16 protein-coding genes are annotated in these 14737 nt (G+C 60.5%); 13 read left to right on the forward strand and 3 right to left on the reverse strand.

Annotated features, from left to right (window positions below; genetic code table 11):
• The first annotated feature begins 40 nt into the window (after window positions 1-40).
• From FHT71_RS17300 to FHT71_RS17320, 5 genes are all read left to right on the forward strand, one after another.
• Window positions 41-1051: a ligase-associated DNA damage response exonuclease gene (locus FHT71_RS17300; RefSeq protein WP_132588524.1), complete on the forward strand. Its 1011-nt coding sequence runs from the start codon at window positions 41-43 to the stop codon at window positions 1049-1051.
• Complete coding sequence (locus FHT71_RS17305; RefSeq protein WP_007791585.1) at window positions 1051-2679, forward strand: cisplatin damage response ATP-dependent DNA ligase; 1629 nt, start codon at window positions 1051-1053, stop codon at window positions 2677-2679. Before FHT71_RS17300 ends, FHT71_RS17305 begins: the two co-directional genes overlap by 1 nt.
• 110 nt (window positions 2680-2789) lie before the next feature.
• Window positions 2790-3713 carry an alpha/beta fold hydrolase gene (locus FHT71_RS17310; protein WP_132588525.1) on the forward strand — a complete coding sequence of 308 codons (924 nt, stop codon included), beginning with the start codon at window positions 2790-2792 and terminating at the stop codon, window positions 3711-3713.
• Window positions 3714-3824: 111 nt separating this feature from the next.
• A complete protein-coding gene (locus FHT71_RS17315; protein WP_132588526.1) occupies window positions 3825-4661 on the forward strand; it encodes a L,D-transpeptidase in 837 nt (278 codons plus the stop codon).
• Window positions 4662-4828: 167 nt separating this feature from the next.
• Entirely contained in the window at window positions 4829-5551 is a 723-nt protein-coding gene (locus tag FHT71_RS17320) for a L,D-transpeptidase (RefSeq protein WP_007791575.1), read from the forward strand.
• Between the two features lie 97 nt (window positions 5552-5648).
• Here the strand turns inward: FHT71_RS17320 and FHT71_RS17325 are convergent, their stop codons facing one another.
• A complete protein-coding gene (locus FHT71_RS17325; RefSeq protein WP_007791572.1) occupies window positions 5649-5912 on the reverse strand; it encodes a DUF1127 domain-containing protein in 264 nt (87 codons plus the stop codon).
• Between the two features lie 187 nt (window positions 5913-6099).
• Here FHT71_RS17325 and FHT71_RS17330 point away from each other — a divergent pair, with 187 nt between their 5' ends.
• On the forward strand, window positions 6100-6924 hold the full coding sequence (locus FHT71_RS17330; protein WP_183721174.1) for a winged helix-turn-helix domain-containing protein: 825 nt from the start codon (window positions 6100-6102) through the stop codon (window positions 6922-6924).
• 34 nt (window positions 6925-6958) lie between these two features.
• On the opposite strand, the gene FHT71_RS17335 is transcribed toward FHT71_RS17330, so the two are convergent.
• On the reverse strand, window positions 6959-7426 hold the full coding sequence (locus tag FHT71_RS17335) for a MarR family transcriptional regulator (protein ID WP_007791567.1): 468 nt from the start codon (window positions 7424-7426) through the stop codon (window positions 6959-6961).
• Window positions 7427-7550: 124 nt separating this feature from the next.
• Here FHT71_RS17335 and FHT71_RS17340 point away from each other — a divergent pair, with 124 nt between their 5' ends.
• The 3 genes from FHT71_RS17340 to FHT71_RS17350 all read left to right on the forward strand — a co-directional run bounded on the left by FHT71_RS17340 (window position 7551) and on the right by FHT71_RS17350 (window position 9161).
• Window positions 7551-7973: an organic hydroperoxide resistance protein gene (locus FHT71_RS17340; RefSeq protein ID WP_007791565.1), complete on the forward strand. Its 423-nt coding sequence runs from the start codon at window positions 7551-7553 to the stop codon at window positions 7971-7973.
• 89 nt (window positions 7974-8062) lie between these two features.
• A complete protein-coding gene (locus tag FHT71_RS17345) occupies window positions 8063-8446 on the forward strand; it encodes an antitoxin Xre-like helix-turn-helix domain-containing protein (protein WP_132588528.1) in 384 nt (127 codons plus the stop codon).
• A complete protein-coding gene (locus FHT71_RS17350; RefSeq protein WP_183721177.1) occupies window positions 8406-9161 on the forward strand; it encodes an RES family NAD+ phosphorylase in 756 nt (251 codons plus the stop codon). The genes FHT71_RS17345 and FHT71_RS17350 overlap by 41 nt, the downstream gene beginning before the upstream one ends.
• Window positions 9162-9187: 26 nt before the next feature.
• On the opposite strand, the gene FHT71_RS17355 is transcribed toward FHT71_RS17350, so the two are convergent.
• Window positions 9188-9634, reverse strand: coding sequence for a MarR family winged helix-turn-helix transcriptional regulator (locus FHT71_RS17355; protein WP_007791555.1), 447 nt, complete (start codon window positions 9632-9634; stop codon window positions 9188-9190).
• 89 nt (window positions 9635-9723) lie between these two features.
• Between FHT71_RS17355 and FHT71_RS17360 the strand changes: the two genes are divergently transcribed.
• The 4 genes from FHT71_RS17360 to FHT71_RS17375 form a co-directional block, all read left to right on the forward strand.
• Window positions 9724-10452 carry a thioredoxin family protein gene (locus FHT71_RS17360; protein WP_132588530.1) on the forward strand — a complete coding sequence of 243 codons (729 nt, stop codon included), beginning with the start codon at window positions 9724-9726 and terminating at the stop codon, window positions 10450-10452.
• A gap of 32 nt (window positions 10453-10484) precedes the next feature.
• Complete coding sequence (locus tag FHT71_RS17365) at window positions 10485-10952, forward strand: DUF1579 domain-containing protein (RefSeq protein WP_132588531.1); 468 nt, start codon at window positions 10485-10487, stop codon at window positions 10950-10952.
• 76 nt (window positions 10953-11028) lie between these two features.
• Entirely contained in the window at window positions 11029-11808 is a 780-nt protein-coding gene (locus FHT71_RS17370; protein ID WP_007791547.1) for a VOC family protein, read from the forward strand.
• A 345-nt stretch (window positions 11809-12153) separates the two neighbouring features.
• Window positions 12154-14737: VCBS domain-containing protein (locus tag FHT71_RS17375; protein ID WP_210294203.1), on the forward strand; the 2584-nt coding region annotated here is incomplete at its 3' end.

Here is a 14737-nt window from a genome sequence, read left to right on the forward strand (position 1 = left end):
GCCACTGGCCCTTCCATTCTTTCCCGCTATCTTTGCATGCATGAGACCAGACGCCTTGCTCTATCCCGCCCCCGAAGGGCTCTATTGTCCCGAGGGAGGATTCTATGTGGATCCCGTGCGGCCGGTCGAGCGAGCCCTGATCACCCACGGACATTCGGACCATGCGCGGCCCGGCCACACGAACGTGCTCGCCACGCGCCAGACGCTTGATATCATGCAGATCCGCTATGGTGAGGGCTTCTGCACAAATGAGCAGGCCGTCGCATTCGGAGAGGAAATCCTGATCAACGGCGTCAGGGTCAGCTTTCATCCCGCCGGCCATGTGCTCGGCTCGGCGCAGATCGCCATCGAGAAGAACGGCACGCGCATCGTCGTCTCCGGCGATTACAAACGGCGCGCGGACCCGACATGCGCAGCCTATGTACCGGTGCCCTGCGATGTCTTCATTACCGAGGCCACCTTCGGGCTGCCCGTCTTCCATCACCCGGATCCGGTCGACGAAATGGGTAAGCTCTATGCGTCGTTGCGGCAGTTTCCGGAGCGCACGCATCTGATCGGCGCCTATGCGCTTGGAAAGGCGCAGCGCGTCATCCGCCTGCTGCGCGATACAGGCTATGACCAGCCGATCTATATCCACGGCGCGATGGAAAGGCTCTGTGATTACTACGTCAGTCAGGGTATCGAACTCGGTGAACTTCGACCCGCGACCATTGAGAGCAGCGACAAGTCCGCCTTCAAGGGAGCAATCGTCGTCGGCCCGTCATCCGCCTTTGCCGATCGCTGGGCGCGACGCTTCAATGAGCCGTTGCCGGCGTTTGCCTCGGGCTGGATGATGGTGCGCCAGCGCGCCAAGCAGCAAGGTGTCGAACTGCCGCTCGTCATCTCCGATCATTGCGACTGGCCGGAACTGACCGAGACGATCAGCGATCTGCGTCCTGAGGAGGTTTGGGTGACGCACGGCCGCGAGGAGGCGCTGGTACGCTGGTGCCAGCTGCAAGGCATCAAGGCTCGACCGCTCCATCTGGTCGGCTACGAAGACGAGGCCGACTGATGAAAGCCTTCGCCGACCTGCTCGACCGCCTCGTGCTCACCCCCAGCCGCAACGGCAAGCTGAAGCTGCTTACCGATTACTTCCACAACACCCCGGACCCGGATCGCGGCTACGGTCTTGCCGCCATCGCCGGCACGCTCGAAGTGCGCAACGTCAAGCCGGCCATGCTGCGCGAATTAGTGCTGGAACGGATGGACGACGTGCTCTTCCGCTATTCCTACGACTATGTCGGCGACCTCGCGGAGACGATCTCCCTTGTCTGGGACGCCGGGAAGGACATCGAGCGGTTGGCACTTGCCCAGCCGCGGCTCGGCGATGTCGTCCGGCAGATGAACGCGCTCGGGCGCACCGAAGTCCGCAGCTTCGTGCGCGACTTGCTCGATCGGCTGGACACGTCAGGTCGCTTCGCCTTCATTAAGCTCGCGACCGGGGCTCTCCGCATCGGGGTCTCGTCCCGCCTAGCGAAACAGGCGCTCGCCGACATGGGCGGCCGCGACGTGACCGAAATCGAGACGCTCTGGCATGGCCTGCAACCACCCTACGAACCGTTGTTTCGCTGGCTGGAAGGGCAGGGCGACAAGCCAATCCTGGCAACGCCGGCGATTTTCCACTCCGTCATGCTTGCCAATCCGGTCGAGGAGGGGGATCTGGAACAACTCGATCCAGCCGAATATGCCGCGGAATGGAAGTGGGACGGCATTCGCGTGCAGCTGTCGCGTTCCGGAGATACGCGCAAGATCTATTCGCGTTCCGGCGACGATATCTCGGGCGCGTTTCCCGATATCGTCGATTCGATCAGCTTTGACGGGGTGATGGACGGCGAGCTGCTCGTTGGCGGAACCACCCGTTCGAACAGCCCGACGCGTACCTTCTCCGATCTACAGCAACGCCTGAATCGCAAGACGGTGACGACGAAGATGCTCGACGAGTATCCGGCCTTCATTCGTGCCTACGATCTGCTCTTCGATCGGGAGGAGGACGTGCGTGGCCGCTCCTATGTCGATCGCCGTGCGCGTCTTGCGGAGGTCATCGACCATGCGCCGCACGACCGCTTCGATCTGTCCCCGCTGGTCGAGTTCTCGTCGTGGGACGAACTGGATCAGCTGCGGTCCTCGCCGCCGGATCCTGTCATCGAAGGGGTGATGATCAAGCGCCGCGACAGCATTTATCAGGCGGGGCGGCTGAAGGGGCCGTGGTTCAAGTGGAAGCGCAATCCCTACAATGTTGACGCCGTGCTGATGTATGCGCAGCGCGGCCACGGCAAGCGCTCCAGCTACTATTCGGACTTCACCTTCGGTGTCTGGACAGAGACCCCGGAAGGTGAACAGTTGGTGCCGGTCGGCAAGGCCTATTTCGGCTTCACGGATGCCGAACTCGAAGTGCTGGACAAGTTCGTTCGCAACAACACGACGGAGCGCTTTGGCCCGGTGCGCGCCGTCAGGGCGGATAGGGACTTCGGCTTCGTTGTGGAGGTCGCCTTCGAAGGCATCAACCGGTCCACCCGCCACAAGTCCGGTGTTGCGATGCGCTTTCCGCGAATCTCCCGCCTGCGCCCCGACAAACCATCCTATGAGGCGGATCGTCTCCAGACACTGGTCGCCATGATCGATGCCAAGGGCGAGCAGTAGGTTTTCTTGGCGCAAAACGCCGCAGGGCCACCTTTTTCAACACAACGTGTGTTGGCGACCGGACGCTTCCGGTGCAATTCTCGAATCGCCGGGAACGATGGAAGCGTGAAATGACGTCAGACGAAGGTAATTCTTTTCTCCGCCAGCGCCGCTCGGTTCTCGCAGGCCTGGCTGGAGCTCTTCTGCTCCCGCGCATGGCAAGTGCATTCGAGGTTCCGGACGTGCCGAGGCTGATCGATCACGACTATGCCAAGGTTCGCAAGCGCTTCCATACCAAGCTGCTGCAGAAGGGGCCGGCTCCCGACAAGTACGAGCCGCTCGACGCTCCCGCGGACGGTGAGAAGATTTTCTATCGCTCCGGTTACGGCGGCGAATTGGAGCTGGTCGCCTGGGTCTCCAAATACAAGCGTGGCAGCAAGCCCAAACCGGGCGTTCTGTTCCTGCATGGGGGCAACGCCATGGGTCTTGGCCACTGGGTTCTGCTCAAGGCCTATGTCGACGCCGGATTCGTGGTGATGCTGCCGTCATTGCGCGGCGAAAACGGCCAGATGGGCAATTTCTCGGGCTTCTATGACGAGGTCGATGACGTGCTTTCGGCGGCCGATCGTCTGCAGCATCTTCCGGGCGTCGATGCCGACCGCCTGTTCGTCGCCGGCCACAGCATCGGTGGCACGCTGACCATGCTGGCAGCGATGAGCAGCCATAAGTTCCGCGCAGCTGCGCCGATCTCCGGCAATCCGGATGCCTTCCGCTTTTTCAATCGCTACCCGCAGGACATTCGTTTCGACGACGGCAACGCCCACGAATTCGAGGTCCGCAGCGCGCTCTGCTATGCCAAGAGCTTCAAATGCCCCGTTCGTATCGTGCACGGCACCGAGGAAGCGCATTTTAATGACCGCGCCGGCCTGCTTGCAAGCCGCGCCCGCTCCGGTGGTGTCCGTATCGAAACGGATACGGTGACCGGCAACCACACCTCGGCGCTGCCGGCGGAGATCGAACAGAGCATACGGTTCTTCCACGGCGTCGCGGCCTGATCGTGATGACGTCCATCGATGCGAGGCTGATCTAGTCACCAGCCTCGCGCCAGCCGCAAGTGCCATCCTTGCCGCAGCTATACGTCTCGCTGTTGTCGATGAGGGTATTTTATGATTGTTCTCAGCCGGGTGTCGCCATTTGTCGGGCTTGCGGCCGCTGCTCTTTGCCTGAGCGGTTGCAATATCCTGATCCCCGACACCGGTGCCACCGATCCGGCCCGCTTCGTGCAGGAAACGTCCCCTGTTTTCTATAACCCACCCGGTGTTGATCCCATGCGGGTCAAGCCGGTGGATACGCCGATTCCGCAGAGGCCGGGTGTGCCGCCGACGATATACAATCAGACTTATGGCATCCCAGGCGCGAATTTTAGCCGGACCTACGGCCTGCCGGTCACCAATCCGGTGAACAGCGCCATGTATGGTCAGGTGCGCGACACCGACTTCACCTTGCCGGCCATACCGATCAGCCGCATCGATCCGCAGTATCTGCGCCAGGAAGTCGATTATCCGACCAATGAGAAGCCGGGCACGATCATCGTCGATACGAAGAGCAAGCACCTCTATTTCGTTGAGCCGGGCGGCAAGGCGATGCGCTATGGCGTCGGCCTTGGCCGCGAAGGCTACGCATGGTCCGGCCGCGGCGTCATTCAATGGAAGCAGAAATGGCCACGCTGGACACCGCCGGCAGAAATGGTCTCGCGTCAGCCGGATATACGCGCCTTTTCCGCAGAAAACGGCGGCATGAACCCCGGCCTCGGAAATCCGCTCGGTGCCCGTGCCCTATACATCTTCAAGGATGGACAGGATACGCTTTACCGTATCCACGGGACGCCGGACTGGCAGTCGGTCGGAAAGGCCACGTCGTCGGGTTGCGTGCGCATGCTGAACCAGGACGTCGTCGACCTTTACAACCGTGTTCCGGCGAAGACAGAGATCGTCGTGATGTAGCGGCGCAACAGGGTTTGGGATATCGTGTGTTCGCGGGCGGACACGACTTCGTGAGGTGATGGTTTATTTAGCGCAAGCGGATAGATTTCCCGTGCGTCACCGGCGTTGAATCACCCTCCGCGAAGGGCGTTCGTCCTTCCAGCGCAACAGGAAACCAGACCCGCGTTATGAGCTTTGAAAAATCCCTTTCCCGCCGCAGCTTCCTTTCGCTTTCGGCAATGACCGCAGCTTCGGCGCTGACCGGGTGCGCATCTACGGCTGGGCCGCCTCCCGTGGCTCAGCCGGTCGTCATGCGCAATCCGATCAACATGTTCCAGGCGCCGCAGACGCCGGGTGATGCCGAGCTGGCGGTGATGTATGGTCCGATTGAGGACGGTGGCTTTCTCATTCCGGCCGTGCCTTACCAGCAGATCGATCCGCGCTTCTATCGCCAACAGGTCGTCGATCCGACCGGCCAGGCGCCCGGCACGATTGTCGTCGATACGCCCTCGCGTTTCCTCTACCTCGTCCAGCCCGGCGGCACCGCGATGCGCTACGGCGTCGGCATTGGTCGTGAAGGCTTCGCCTGGCAGGGTTCCGGCGTTATCCAGTGGCGTCAGAGATGGCCGCGCTGGAAGCCGCCGAACGAGATGGTCGCGCGTCAGCCCGAACTCGCCAAGTATTCGATCGAGAACGGCGGCATGGAGCCGGGCTTGAAGAACCCGCTCGGCGCGCGCGCGCTCTACATCTTCTCGAATGGCGAAGACACGCTCTACCGCCTGCATGGCAACCCGGAATGGCGCTCGATCGGCAAGGCCGTTTCGTCAGGCTGCGTGCGCCTGCTGAACCAGGACATCATCGACCTCTATGACCGCGTGCCGAACAAGGCGCCGGTCGTCGTTCTGCAGTGATCGATTTGCATCCTGGTGTCTCCCTTTCCCAAGGGAGACACCATCTTCCCAAGGGAGACAGTGTGGTCTTCTGGCGCGAGTTTGTCGGAGTTGAAGTCTACCGCCACGAATAGCTTTTGGACATGATCGGGTCGGGATCGGAGCCTCTCGCTGACTCATGCCAACCGGCGAACTCTTCGTGTCTGACAATGCCGATATCGGCGAGCTGCTCGTCGTCAAGCTTGTCCAACGACCGGCACGCAACGTGATCTGCAGGCGCTGCATGGCCATGCGGGACCAAATGCGCGAGCGCGTGCCATGTTCCCGAAAACGCCGCTGTCGGCGAAAAAGCGCGAACGCCATGTAGGTGCAGGAATGTCATGGTAGCCCCCCAAGCTGCAGTCGTATTGGCAAAGCCTCCCATTTACCCGTGTGGTTGTCGTGAAGACCCGCTGAAGCGCTTTTGAAATTTCTCTGAAATTCTTTGGTTTCGGTGTCGTGCTTGGATACACTTCGTTGTCGTGGTGGGAAGCGTTTGCTAAGTTGCGCGCCAACATTCGGAGCATCCAATGTCGATGTTCGAATTCGCGGGACACCAGCTCGATTTGCAACAGGGCCGGCTGCGCAAGGGCGGGCAGGATGTTCGTTTGCGCCCAAAATCCCTCCGGTTGCTGACTTATCTGCTTGAAAATTCGGGGCGCGTCGTCACCAAGGACGAATTGGTTTCAGCTGTCTGGCCAAATGTGGCTGTCACGGACGGCTCGCTCAGCCAGTGCATGACGGATATACGCAGGACGCTGGGTGAGGGCGCGGCAAAGCTCATTCGCACCATTCCATGCCGCGGTTATGCCTTGGACGAGAAGCTCGTGCTGCGCAGCGAGGCTCCGCCACCGCCCGCGGCGATCGGTCCGTCGGGGCGGCCCTCGATCGCGGTTCTTCCGTTCACGGTCGCGGTGCCCGGCGGTCGGCACACGTGGATTGCCGACGGCATTGTCGAGGACATCATCACTGCCTTGGCGAAGATTCCCAATCTCTTTGTCGCATCGAAGAACTTGAGCTTCTCCTATCGCGACAAGGTCGACCGCCTGCCGGACGTCGCGCTAGCGCTTGGTGTACACTATGTTCTCAGCGGAAGCGCTCGCGTGAGCGGCCACGAACTGCGTCTAACGACCGAGCTTGTCGATGCGCGAACCGGCGGAATCATCTGGGCGGAACGCTTTGATCGTCATTTCGGGCAGATCTTCGCGGTTCAGGACGAAATAACGACGGCCGTTGTCGAGCGGCTGAAGATCGAGCTTCTGCAGGAAAGTCGGCCCCCTGCTGCCATCGAAAACCATCGAGAATTCGACCTTCTGCGCAACCATTCCCGCCATGCTGCCCTGTGGGATCGGTAAGCTTGGGCCAATCCCGTTGCTGCCAGCGCGACCCCTATACCGCAGCCGTGAGGTTGGACCGCAGCCCCTTCAGCATCTCGCGTATTGTCTTTATTTCCTCGAGTGTGCAGCCCGCAGCCTGGCCGATCGCGCTCATGATGGTATCGATTTCGCTCCGCATGGCGCGGCCTTTCTCGGTCAGCGACACGATGACCTGCCGTTCGTCGCGGGAATCGCGGGTGCGCTTGATCAGGCCATTTTGCTCGAGGCGTTTGAGCAGCGGCGATAGCGTGCCCGAATCGAGATCGAGCTGTTCGCCGATCGCCTTGACCGGCTGCTCGGATTTTTCCCACAGCGCCAGCATTACAAGATATTGCGGGTAGGTAAGGCCGACCTTGTCGAGAATCGGCTTGTAGGCGCGGGTGAAGGCATGCGCGGTCGAATAGACCGCAAAACAGAGCTGGTTGTCGAGCCGCTTTTCTTCTTCCGGAATTTCCATCGTCTTTGCCAGATGCGCTTTCATTGTCGTCCTTTCCTAGGGAACAATTGTCCTCTTTTCGAATTCGAAATGCAATTTGCAAAATTAACTTGCACACAATTTAATTGTGCATTATACAAAATCCAACCCCAACGCAAAGGAGACTGACATGCCTATCCTCTATACGACCAAAGCTTCCGCCACCGGTGGCCGCGCGGGCCGCGCCGTTTCCGAAAACGGCGTTCTCGATGTCACGCTGACTGTTCCGAAGGAACTCGGCGGCGACGGCGCAACCGGCACCAACCCGGAACAACTCTTTGCAGCCGGTTATTCGGCCTGCTTCCTCGGTGCCTTGAAATTTGTCGCCGGCAAGGAAAAGGTCAAGATTCCCGAAGAGACCACGGTCAGCGCCACCGTCGGCATCGGTCCGCGTGAAGACGGCACGGGCTTCGGCATCGAAGTCGCCCTGACGGTGAACATTCCCGGCCTCGACAAGCCGACCGCTGAGAAGCTTGCCGCTGCAGCGCACATCGTCTGCCCCTATAGCCACGCCATGCGCACGTCGACGGAAGTTCCGGTCACCGTTGCTTGATCATAAGTGCAAAAAGAGCGTCGTGCATCGCGACGCTCTTTTCATGTGAAATTAAAGTGCTATATTCTTTCCAGCGAAAGGAATATGGCATGGCTATAGCACACCCGATCTCCGGCGCCCGGTCCCCCGAGGCTGCCGTGATCACCAAAGCGGCCGTTAATGCCGCCGACCATCTTGGCCTCAACGCTCGAACGCTTTCGGCGGTGCTCGGTGTTTCCGAGGCAACCGTCTCGCGTATGAAGCGGCAGGATTATCTGCTGGAGCGCGGCTCGAAGTCCTTTGAACTCGCTATCCTGCTCGTGCGTCTGTTTCGTTCACTCGATGCGATTGTCGGCGGCGACGAGGCCGTTGCCCGTCAATGGCTGCGCAACGCCAACACCGCACTCGGCGCGACGCCGCTGGAAAAGATCGTCAGCATCTCGGGATTGACCGATGTCATTGCCTATTTGGACGCCCGCCGCGCTATCGTCTGAGACACGGGCGATCTCGGGCAGATTCTGGCGTCTGGTCGAGGCGCAGCATCAGATTTCGACGCTTAAACTCGTCGATACACTCGAGGAGCAGGCGCTGCTTGAAACCTTGCTCGAAGAAAGTAAGCCGGCGCTGCCGCCGGAGTGCATCGGGCTGGACTACCTGCTCGCCACGCCGTTCCGCTATGGTGCCGTCTATCCGCATGGCTCGCGTTTCCGCCGGGCAGGGCGCACGCTCGGTGTCTTCTACGCATCCGAGCGGGTGAAAACTGCACTTGCGGAAATGGCTTTCTACCGGCTGCTCTTCTATTCCGAGTCGCCCGCTACGGCGCCTCCCGGCAATGCCGCCGAATACACCGCTTTTGCTGCGGCCATCGCGACACCGTCAGCAATCGATCTCGCGCGCCCTCCGCTCGATGCCGATCGGGCGACATGGACCGATCCACAGAACTATGCGCCCTGCCAAGCTCTCGCCGACGCTGCACGGGAGGCCGGCTGCCGGGCCATCCTCTACGAATCCGTGCGGGATCCGCAGCGCGGCCGCAATATCGCGCTTTTGACGGCTGCGGCGTTCGCCGCCCGCGAGCCCGTTGAACGCCAGACATGGAGGATCCGGCTCTCGGGAATTGGCGTCCAGGCACTCTGCGATTTCCCAAAGGTCAGAATTGGATTCTCGGTGGAGGATTTCGCCAGGGATCCAAGAATGGCGCGCGGCTAAATGCATGCCGCATGCACGACCGGTCTTTAGGCGAGGGCCTGCAGGTCGCGTCGCAGCCTTTCCATATCACCACTCGGCAGGGCCTCATCGAGGCTGGCGTGGGTGCTTTCCCAGATCGGCAGCGCGGCGGCAAGCACAGCCTTGCCTTCCGGCGTCAGGCTAAGTAAGCGCCGGCGCTTGTCTTTCGCATTCTGCGTTACATTTACCCAACCACGGCGCTGCAATGGCTTGAGCGCTGCCGTCAATGTCGTCTGATCCATAGCAAGCAGGGTCGCGACCGGTCCCATCGGCGGTGGCTCCGGGCGGTTTAGCGACATCATCAGCGAGAACTGACCGTTGGTGAGCCCGACAGGGCGAAGGGCATCGTCGAAGAGCCGCGCCAGTGCGCGCGCCGCCCGTTGCACATGCAGGCACAGGCACGTGTCGCGTACGAGGAGCGTCGTTGAAAAAGGAATCTCTACTGCATTTGACATGCTCAATTTATATTGATATCAATGTAAATAGTCAAGGAAAAGGAGCATGGACCGCCACGTCTCGATCGCGCCGGAGGAGGGCGCACGCGATGCAGAACCAAGTCGTTTCCCGTGAAGAATGGCTGGAAGCCCGCCGCGCGCTGCTTCTCAAGGAGAAGGAAGCAACGCATCTGAGGGACAAGGTCAATGCCGAGCGCATGACTTTGCCCTGGGTCAAGGTCGACAAGAATTACGTGTTCGATACGCCGCAGGGAAAGAAAAGCCTTGCTGAACTCTTCGATCGTCGCAGCCAGCTGTTGATCTATCATTTCATGCTTGGACCCGATTGGGAGGCCGGTTGTCCGGGCTGCTCGTTCCTGTCCGATCATGTCGACGGAACGCTGCCGCATCTCAATAACCACGATGTTACCTGGGTCGCCGTCTCGCGCGCGCCGCTCGCCAAGATCGAGGCCTACAAGAGGCGAATGGGTTGGAAATTCCCGTGGGTTTCGTCCTTCGATAACAGCTTCAACTTCGACTACCACGTGTCCTTCAGCCCGGACGATCTGGCGAAGGACAAGGTCTTCTACAATTTCGAGGCAATCGAGCCCGCCAACGCCAATGACGAGCTTCCGGGCCTCAGTGCGTTCTACAAGAATGAGAATGGTGAGGTATTCCATACCTATTCGACCTATGCCCGCGGCCTTGAAGAGGCGGTCGGCACCTTGATGATCCTCGATCGCGCGCCAAAGGGCCGCAACGAGGACAGCACGATGGACTTCGTCAAGCGCCACGACGAATACGAACCGGCGAAGAACGCGCCATCCAGCTGTCACTGATATCTGCGACCATCATCCAGGGGAGAAGGACGATGCAGCAAGCGAAAGTTTTGAAGGAGCATGAATTCCTGGAAGATCTCGTCGGCCTCTGGGACGTGACGGCGCCCGAGATGACCGGACAGGAGCCATGGACGGAAATTGTGCGGTCGCTTCACGGGATTTGGTTCATCGCCGAAGGCTCCGGCCAGATGCCGGGCGGCGGAGCCGCGACGACGGTGCTGACCCTCGGCTACAGCGCCGATAAAGGCAAGTATGTCGGCACCTGGATCGGCACGATGATGGACCACTTATGGGTTTATGAGGGTGAGGTCTCCGACGACGGCAAGATCCTCAGCCTTTATACATCAGGCCCCGATTTCAGCGACGCAAACAAGCTCGCCGACTATCGCGAGCAGATCATCTTTCGCGATCGCGACCACCGCACGTTCAACTCCGCTGCCAAGCAACCGGACGGCAGCTGGAAGCAGTTCATGGAAGCGCATTACACCCGCAAGCGCTAGCTGCGGGTGAGCGGACAGTATCGCCGACGCGGTGCGGTCCGCAACCGACAATAACCCAGCGCAAATGGAGAACACGATGTCCGAAACCCACGGCAAATTCATCTGGTGCGAATTGATGACCCCCGATCCCAAGGCCGCAGCCGAATTCTACGGCAAGGTTGTCGGGTGGACGACGAGCGACATGAAGATCCAGGACCTGCCGCCCTATACCATCTTTGAAGCGAATGGTGCAGGCGTCGCCGGCCTCATGGATTTTCCCGCAGAACTCGAGGGGAAGGGCATTCCACCAAACTGGACGGGCTATGTTGCCGTCGATGATGTCGATCAAACGGCGAAGGATTTTGCTGCCAATGGTGGCTCGGTCCGCCGCCAGCCGGAGGATATTCCGACGGTCGGACGCTTTGCCGTCCTCGCCGATCCGCACGGCGCCGTGATCTGCGTCATGACCCCGCTGCCGAGAGACAATCCGACCCCGCCTGCGCCGATGGGTACGCCCGGCCATATCGGCTGGCACGAACTGATGGCCGGCAACATGGAGGAGGCCTTCGCCTTTTATTCGAAGATCTTTGGCTGGACCAAGGACCACGATTTCGACATGGGCGAAATGGGCGCGTATCGCATCTTCGCCGAGCATGGAAAGCAGATCGGCGGCATGATGACCAAACCCGCCAACGTGCCGATGTGCTATTGGGGTTACTACTTCAACGTGCCGGCGATCGACAGCGCCATCGAACGCGTCAATGCGGGCGGTGGCAAAGTGATCGTCGGTCCGATGGAAGTGCCCGGCGGCAGCTGGATCATCAATGCGACCGATCCGCAGGGCGCATTCTTCTGCCTCGTGGCGCCCACCCGATAGGCGCAGCGGAATGACCTTTTTGAGCTCAGTGCGAGACGGTGTCAGCCGTCTCGCACTGACGTGCATCGGAGGGTTCAAGCGTGCTGCCGGAATGTCCTGGAGGCGGCGTGGGTGTTGAATCGACGGCCCGGAACGCACGGCCATCAGCGCCGGAGCGTGTTTGTATTTCATTAATTTTATTAGAATTTTAGCGTTTCCAGCCACATTCAGGGCCTCGCCGTTAACTCTTCCTAAAACATTTTTGGGTGGATGCATAACCGGCTATGTCTTAGACGGCTGCAAGTATTGCTTTTGGCTCTTCTGCGTAATTGATTGGCCCCAGTTTCTCATTGGGGTTGTTTTGTTATGTCTATCGAAGATCCGCGCATTTCCGCTACTGCAAGCGAAAACGTCTCGCACGACTTCCGCCAGGACATTCATGAAGACGCAAGTATTGAGGCTTCCGCTCGTGAGGGCGTCGAGGTCGCGCAAGCCAATAATAGCCAGCAGCCTGAGAAGACCGACCGCGTGCCGGCGGCCCCGCAGACGGTAGCTGCGAACGCCCATCCCGCCGAAATCGTCCCGGATCAGAACAACATCGCCCATCTGCCGGCTGATGTATCGATCGAAGACATTCGCGTCGAAGGCAACAATCTCGTGCTCGTTCAGGCCGACGGCACGGAGATCGTCATCGTCAACGGCGCCCTGCACGTGCCGACCTTCCTGCTTGGCGAAGTCGAGCTGCCGCAGCAGGCCGTGATCGCCGCCCTCGAGCAGAGCAACATCAACGTCGCGGCCGGTCCGGACGGCTCCTATTCTGCAAGCGCGGCTCCTCCGAGCTCCGGTGCCGACTTCCAGGACACGATCCAGCAGGACCCGAACGATCCGACACAGCTTGCGCAGTTGCTGGCCGACACGCAACAGCCCGACCCGGGCCCCGGCGATCGCCAGGAGCTGTTCGATGATCTGCCGACGATCTCCGACACCGCAACGCTGAGCCTGACGGAAACGGAAGGCCAGGAAGGCGGCTTCGAGACACAGTCGGTGAACGGCACGTTCGGCTTCGACGGCGGCGCAGACGTTGGCCAGATCACCGCGATCCAGTTCATCGATTCGTTGGACATGGATGAAGGCACGCAGAACGGTTCGCACCTTGATCTGACGTCCGGTGGCAAGCCTGTCGTCATCACGGTCGATGGCCTAACCCTCACCGGTAGCATCGACGGCCAGCCTGTCTTCGTCCTGACTGTTACGAACGCGGCAACCGGCGCCTTCACCTTTACCCAGTTCGGCCCGCTCGACCATCCGGACAAGGGACAGGCAGGTCTCGATGACGTCCTGCGTCTGCAGTTCAGCTATACCGTCACCGACAAGGACGGCGATTCCGCAACCGGCACCGCCTCGATCGACATCAATGACGACGCCCCGGTCGCCAATGCCGGCACGGCCTCGACCGTGGAAGACGAAGCGGTCAATGGCGGCAACAATGAAAGCGACGGCCTGTCGGCAACGGCCGGCGGGTCACTGAACATCAACTGGGGCGCAGACAGCGCCAATGACGGCAACGGCCAGCCGGGTGATCGCGCGGTTGCCTTCACCAATGCCGACGTCGCCGTTACTGGTGAGGCCGGCGAAACGCTGACGTCGCTCGGCCAGGCTGTGCACACGGTGCTGATCGATGGCGTTCTCGTTGGCTATACCGGCGAAACGACTCCGACGGCAGCGACCGGTGAAGGCGCCGCGAACGTCGTCTTCTTCGCCTCGGTTTCGGATGCAAGCTCAAATGGTTCCTACGCATTCACGCTGGTTCAGCCGCTGGATCATGTTGCCGGCAATGGCGAGAACCCGCTGTCGCTGACCTTCAATTACACGGCGACGGATTCGGACGGCGACACGGCGTCGAACACCTTCACGGTCAATGTCGTCGACGATCAGCCGGTCATCGGAAAGCCGGAGTCGGAATCCGTCAACGAAGACGACCTGCCGCACGGCAACGACATGGGCTTGCCGGAATCGACGGTCCAGCATGGAGACCTGAATATCTCCTGGGGCGCGGACAACAACAACGGCGGCATTGCCAACCGTTCGGTGGCTTTCGCGTCCGGCTTGACAGCACCGGAAGGTCTGAGTTCGAACGGCAAGCCGATCACCTACTCCTTCAACGAAGATCACACGGAACTGACGGCGAAGTCGTCCGACGGTCGCGTCGTGTTCACCGTGACCTTGTCTGATCAGAGCAGCGGCGGCTATGTCTTCACGCTGAAGGACAACATCGACCACGCGCCGAACAGCGACAGCCTGAAGCTGAACTTCGGCTTCACGGCGACGGATTCGGACGGCGACACGGCGTCGAACACCTTCACGGTCAATGTCGTCGACGATCAGCCGGTCATCGGAAAGCCGGAGTCGGAATCCGTCAACGAAGACGACCTGCCGCACGGCAACGACATGGGCTTGCCGGAATCGACGGTCCAGCATGGAGACCTGAATATCTCCTGGGGCGCGGACAACAACAACGGCGGCATTGCCGACCGCTCGGTGGCCTTCACGGTTGCCGAAGGCCAGACAGGCCTGACGTCGGATGGCGTTGCGATCTACTACAAGCTGTCGGCCGACGGCACGGTTCTGACGGCGACGAAGGGGGCAAACGGCGCGGAAGTGTTCAAGGTGACACTGTCCGACCTGCACAGCGGCTCTTACACCTTCGAACTCAAGGGCAATATCGACCACGCTCCGTCAGGCCTCAATGGCGGCAGCAGGACGCTGGACTTCGGCTTCAGGGCGACCGACAGCGACGGTGACTCGGCCAATTCCAACTTCACGGTCAACGCCATCGACGACAGCCCGGTCGCCAATGCAGGCAGCACCTCGACCGTGGAAGACGAAGCGGTCAATGGCGGCAACAATGAAAGCGACGGCCTGTCCGCAACGGCCGGCGGTTCGCTGAACA

The organism is Rhizobium sp. BK060, assembly GCF_014193145.1.
Taxonomy (GTDB): Bacteria; Pseudomonadota; Alphaproteobacteria; order Rhizobiales; family Rhizobiaceae; genus Rhizobium.

Coding starts and splice junctions, on each gene's coding strand:
- FHT71_RS17300 (WP_132588524.1), top strand. CDS start 41: ATGAGACCAGACGCCTTGCTCTATCCCGCCCCCGAAGGGCTCTATTGT.
- FHT71_RS17305 (WP_007791585.1), top strand. CDS start 1,051: ATGAAAGCCTTCGCCGACCTGCTCGACCGCCTCGTGCTCACCCCCAGC.
- FHT71_RS17310 (WP_132588525.1), top strand. CDS start 2,790: ATGACGTCAGACGAAGGTAATTCTTTTCTCCGCCAGCGCCGCTCGGTT.
- FHT71_RS17315 (WP_132588526.1), top strand. CDS start 3,825: ATGATTGTTCTCAGCCGGGTGTCGCCATTTGTCGGGCTTGCGGCCGCT.
- FHT71_RS17320 (WP_007791575.1), top strand. CDS start 4,829: ATGAGCTTTGAAAAATCCCTTTCCCGCCGCAGCTTCCTTTCGCTTTCG.
- FHT71_RS17325 (WP_007791572.1), bottom strand. CDS start 5,912: ATGACATTCCTGCACCTACATGGCGTTCGCGCTTTTTCGCCGACAGCG.
- FHT71_RS17330 (WP_183721174.1), top strand. CDS start 6,100: ATGTCGATGTTCGAATTCGCGGGACACCAGCTCGATTTGCAACAGGGC.
- FHT71_RS17335 (WP_007791567.1), bottom strand. CDS start 7,426: ATGAAAGCGCATCTGGCAAAGACGATGGAAATTCCGGAAGAAGAAAAG.
- FHT71_RS17340 (WP_007791565.1), top strand. CDS start 7,551: ATGCCTATCCTCTATACGACCAAAGCTTCCGCCACCGGTGGCCGCGCG.
- FHT71_RS17345 (WP_132588528.1), top strand. CDS start 8,063: ATGGCTATAGCACACCCGATCTCCGGCGCCCGGTCCCCCGAGGCTGCC.
- FHT71_RS17350 (WP_183721177.1), top strand. CDS start 8,406: ATGTCATTGCCTATTTGGACGCCCGCCGCGCTATCGTCTGAGACACGG.
- FHT71_RS17355 (WP_007791555.1), bottom strand. CDS start 9,634: ATGTCAAATGCAGTAGAGATTCCTTTTTCAACGACGCTCCTCGTACGC.
- FHT71_RS17360 (WP_132588530.1), top strand. CDS start 9,724: ATGCAGAACCAAGTCGTTTCCCGTGAAGAATGGCTGGAAGCCCGCCGC.
- FHT71_RS17365 (WP_132588531.1), top strand. CDS start 10,485: ATGCAGCAAGCGAAAGTTTTGAAGGAGCATGAATTCCTGGAAGATCTC.
- FHT71_RS17370 (WP_007791547.1), top strand. CDS start 11,029: ATGTCCGAAACCCACGGCAAATTCATCTGGTGCGAATTGATGACCCCC.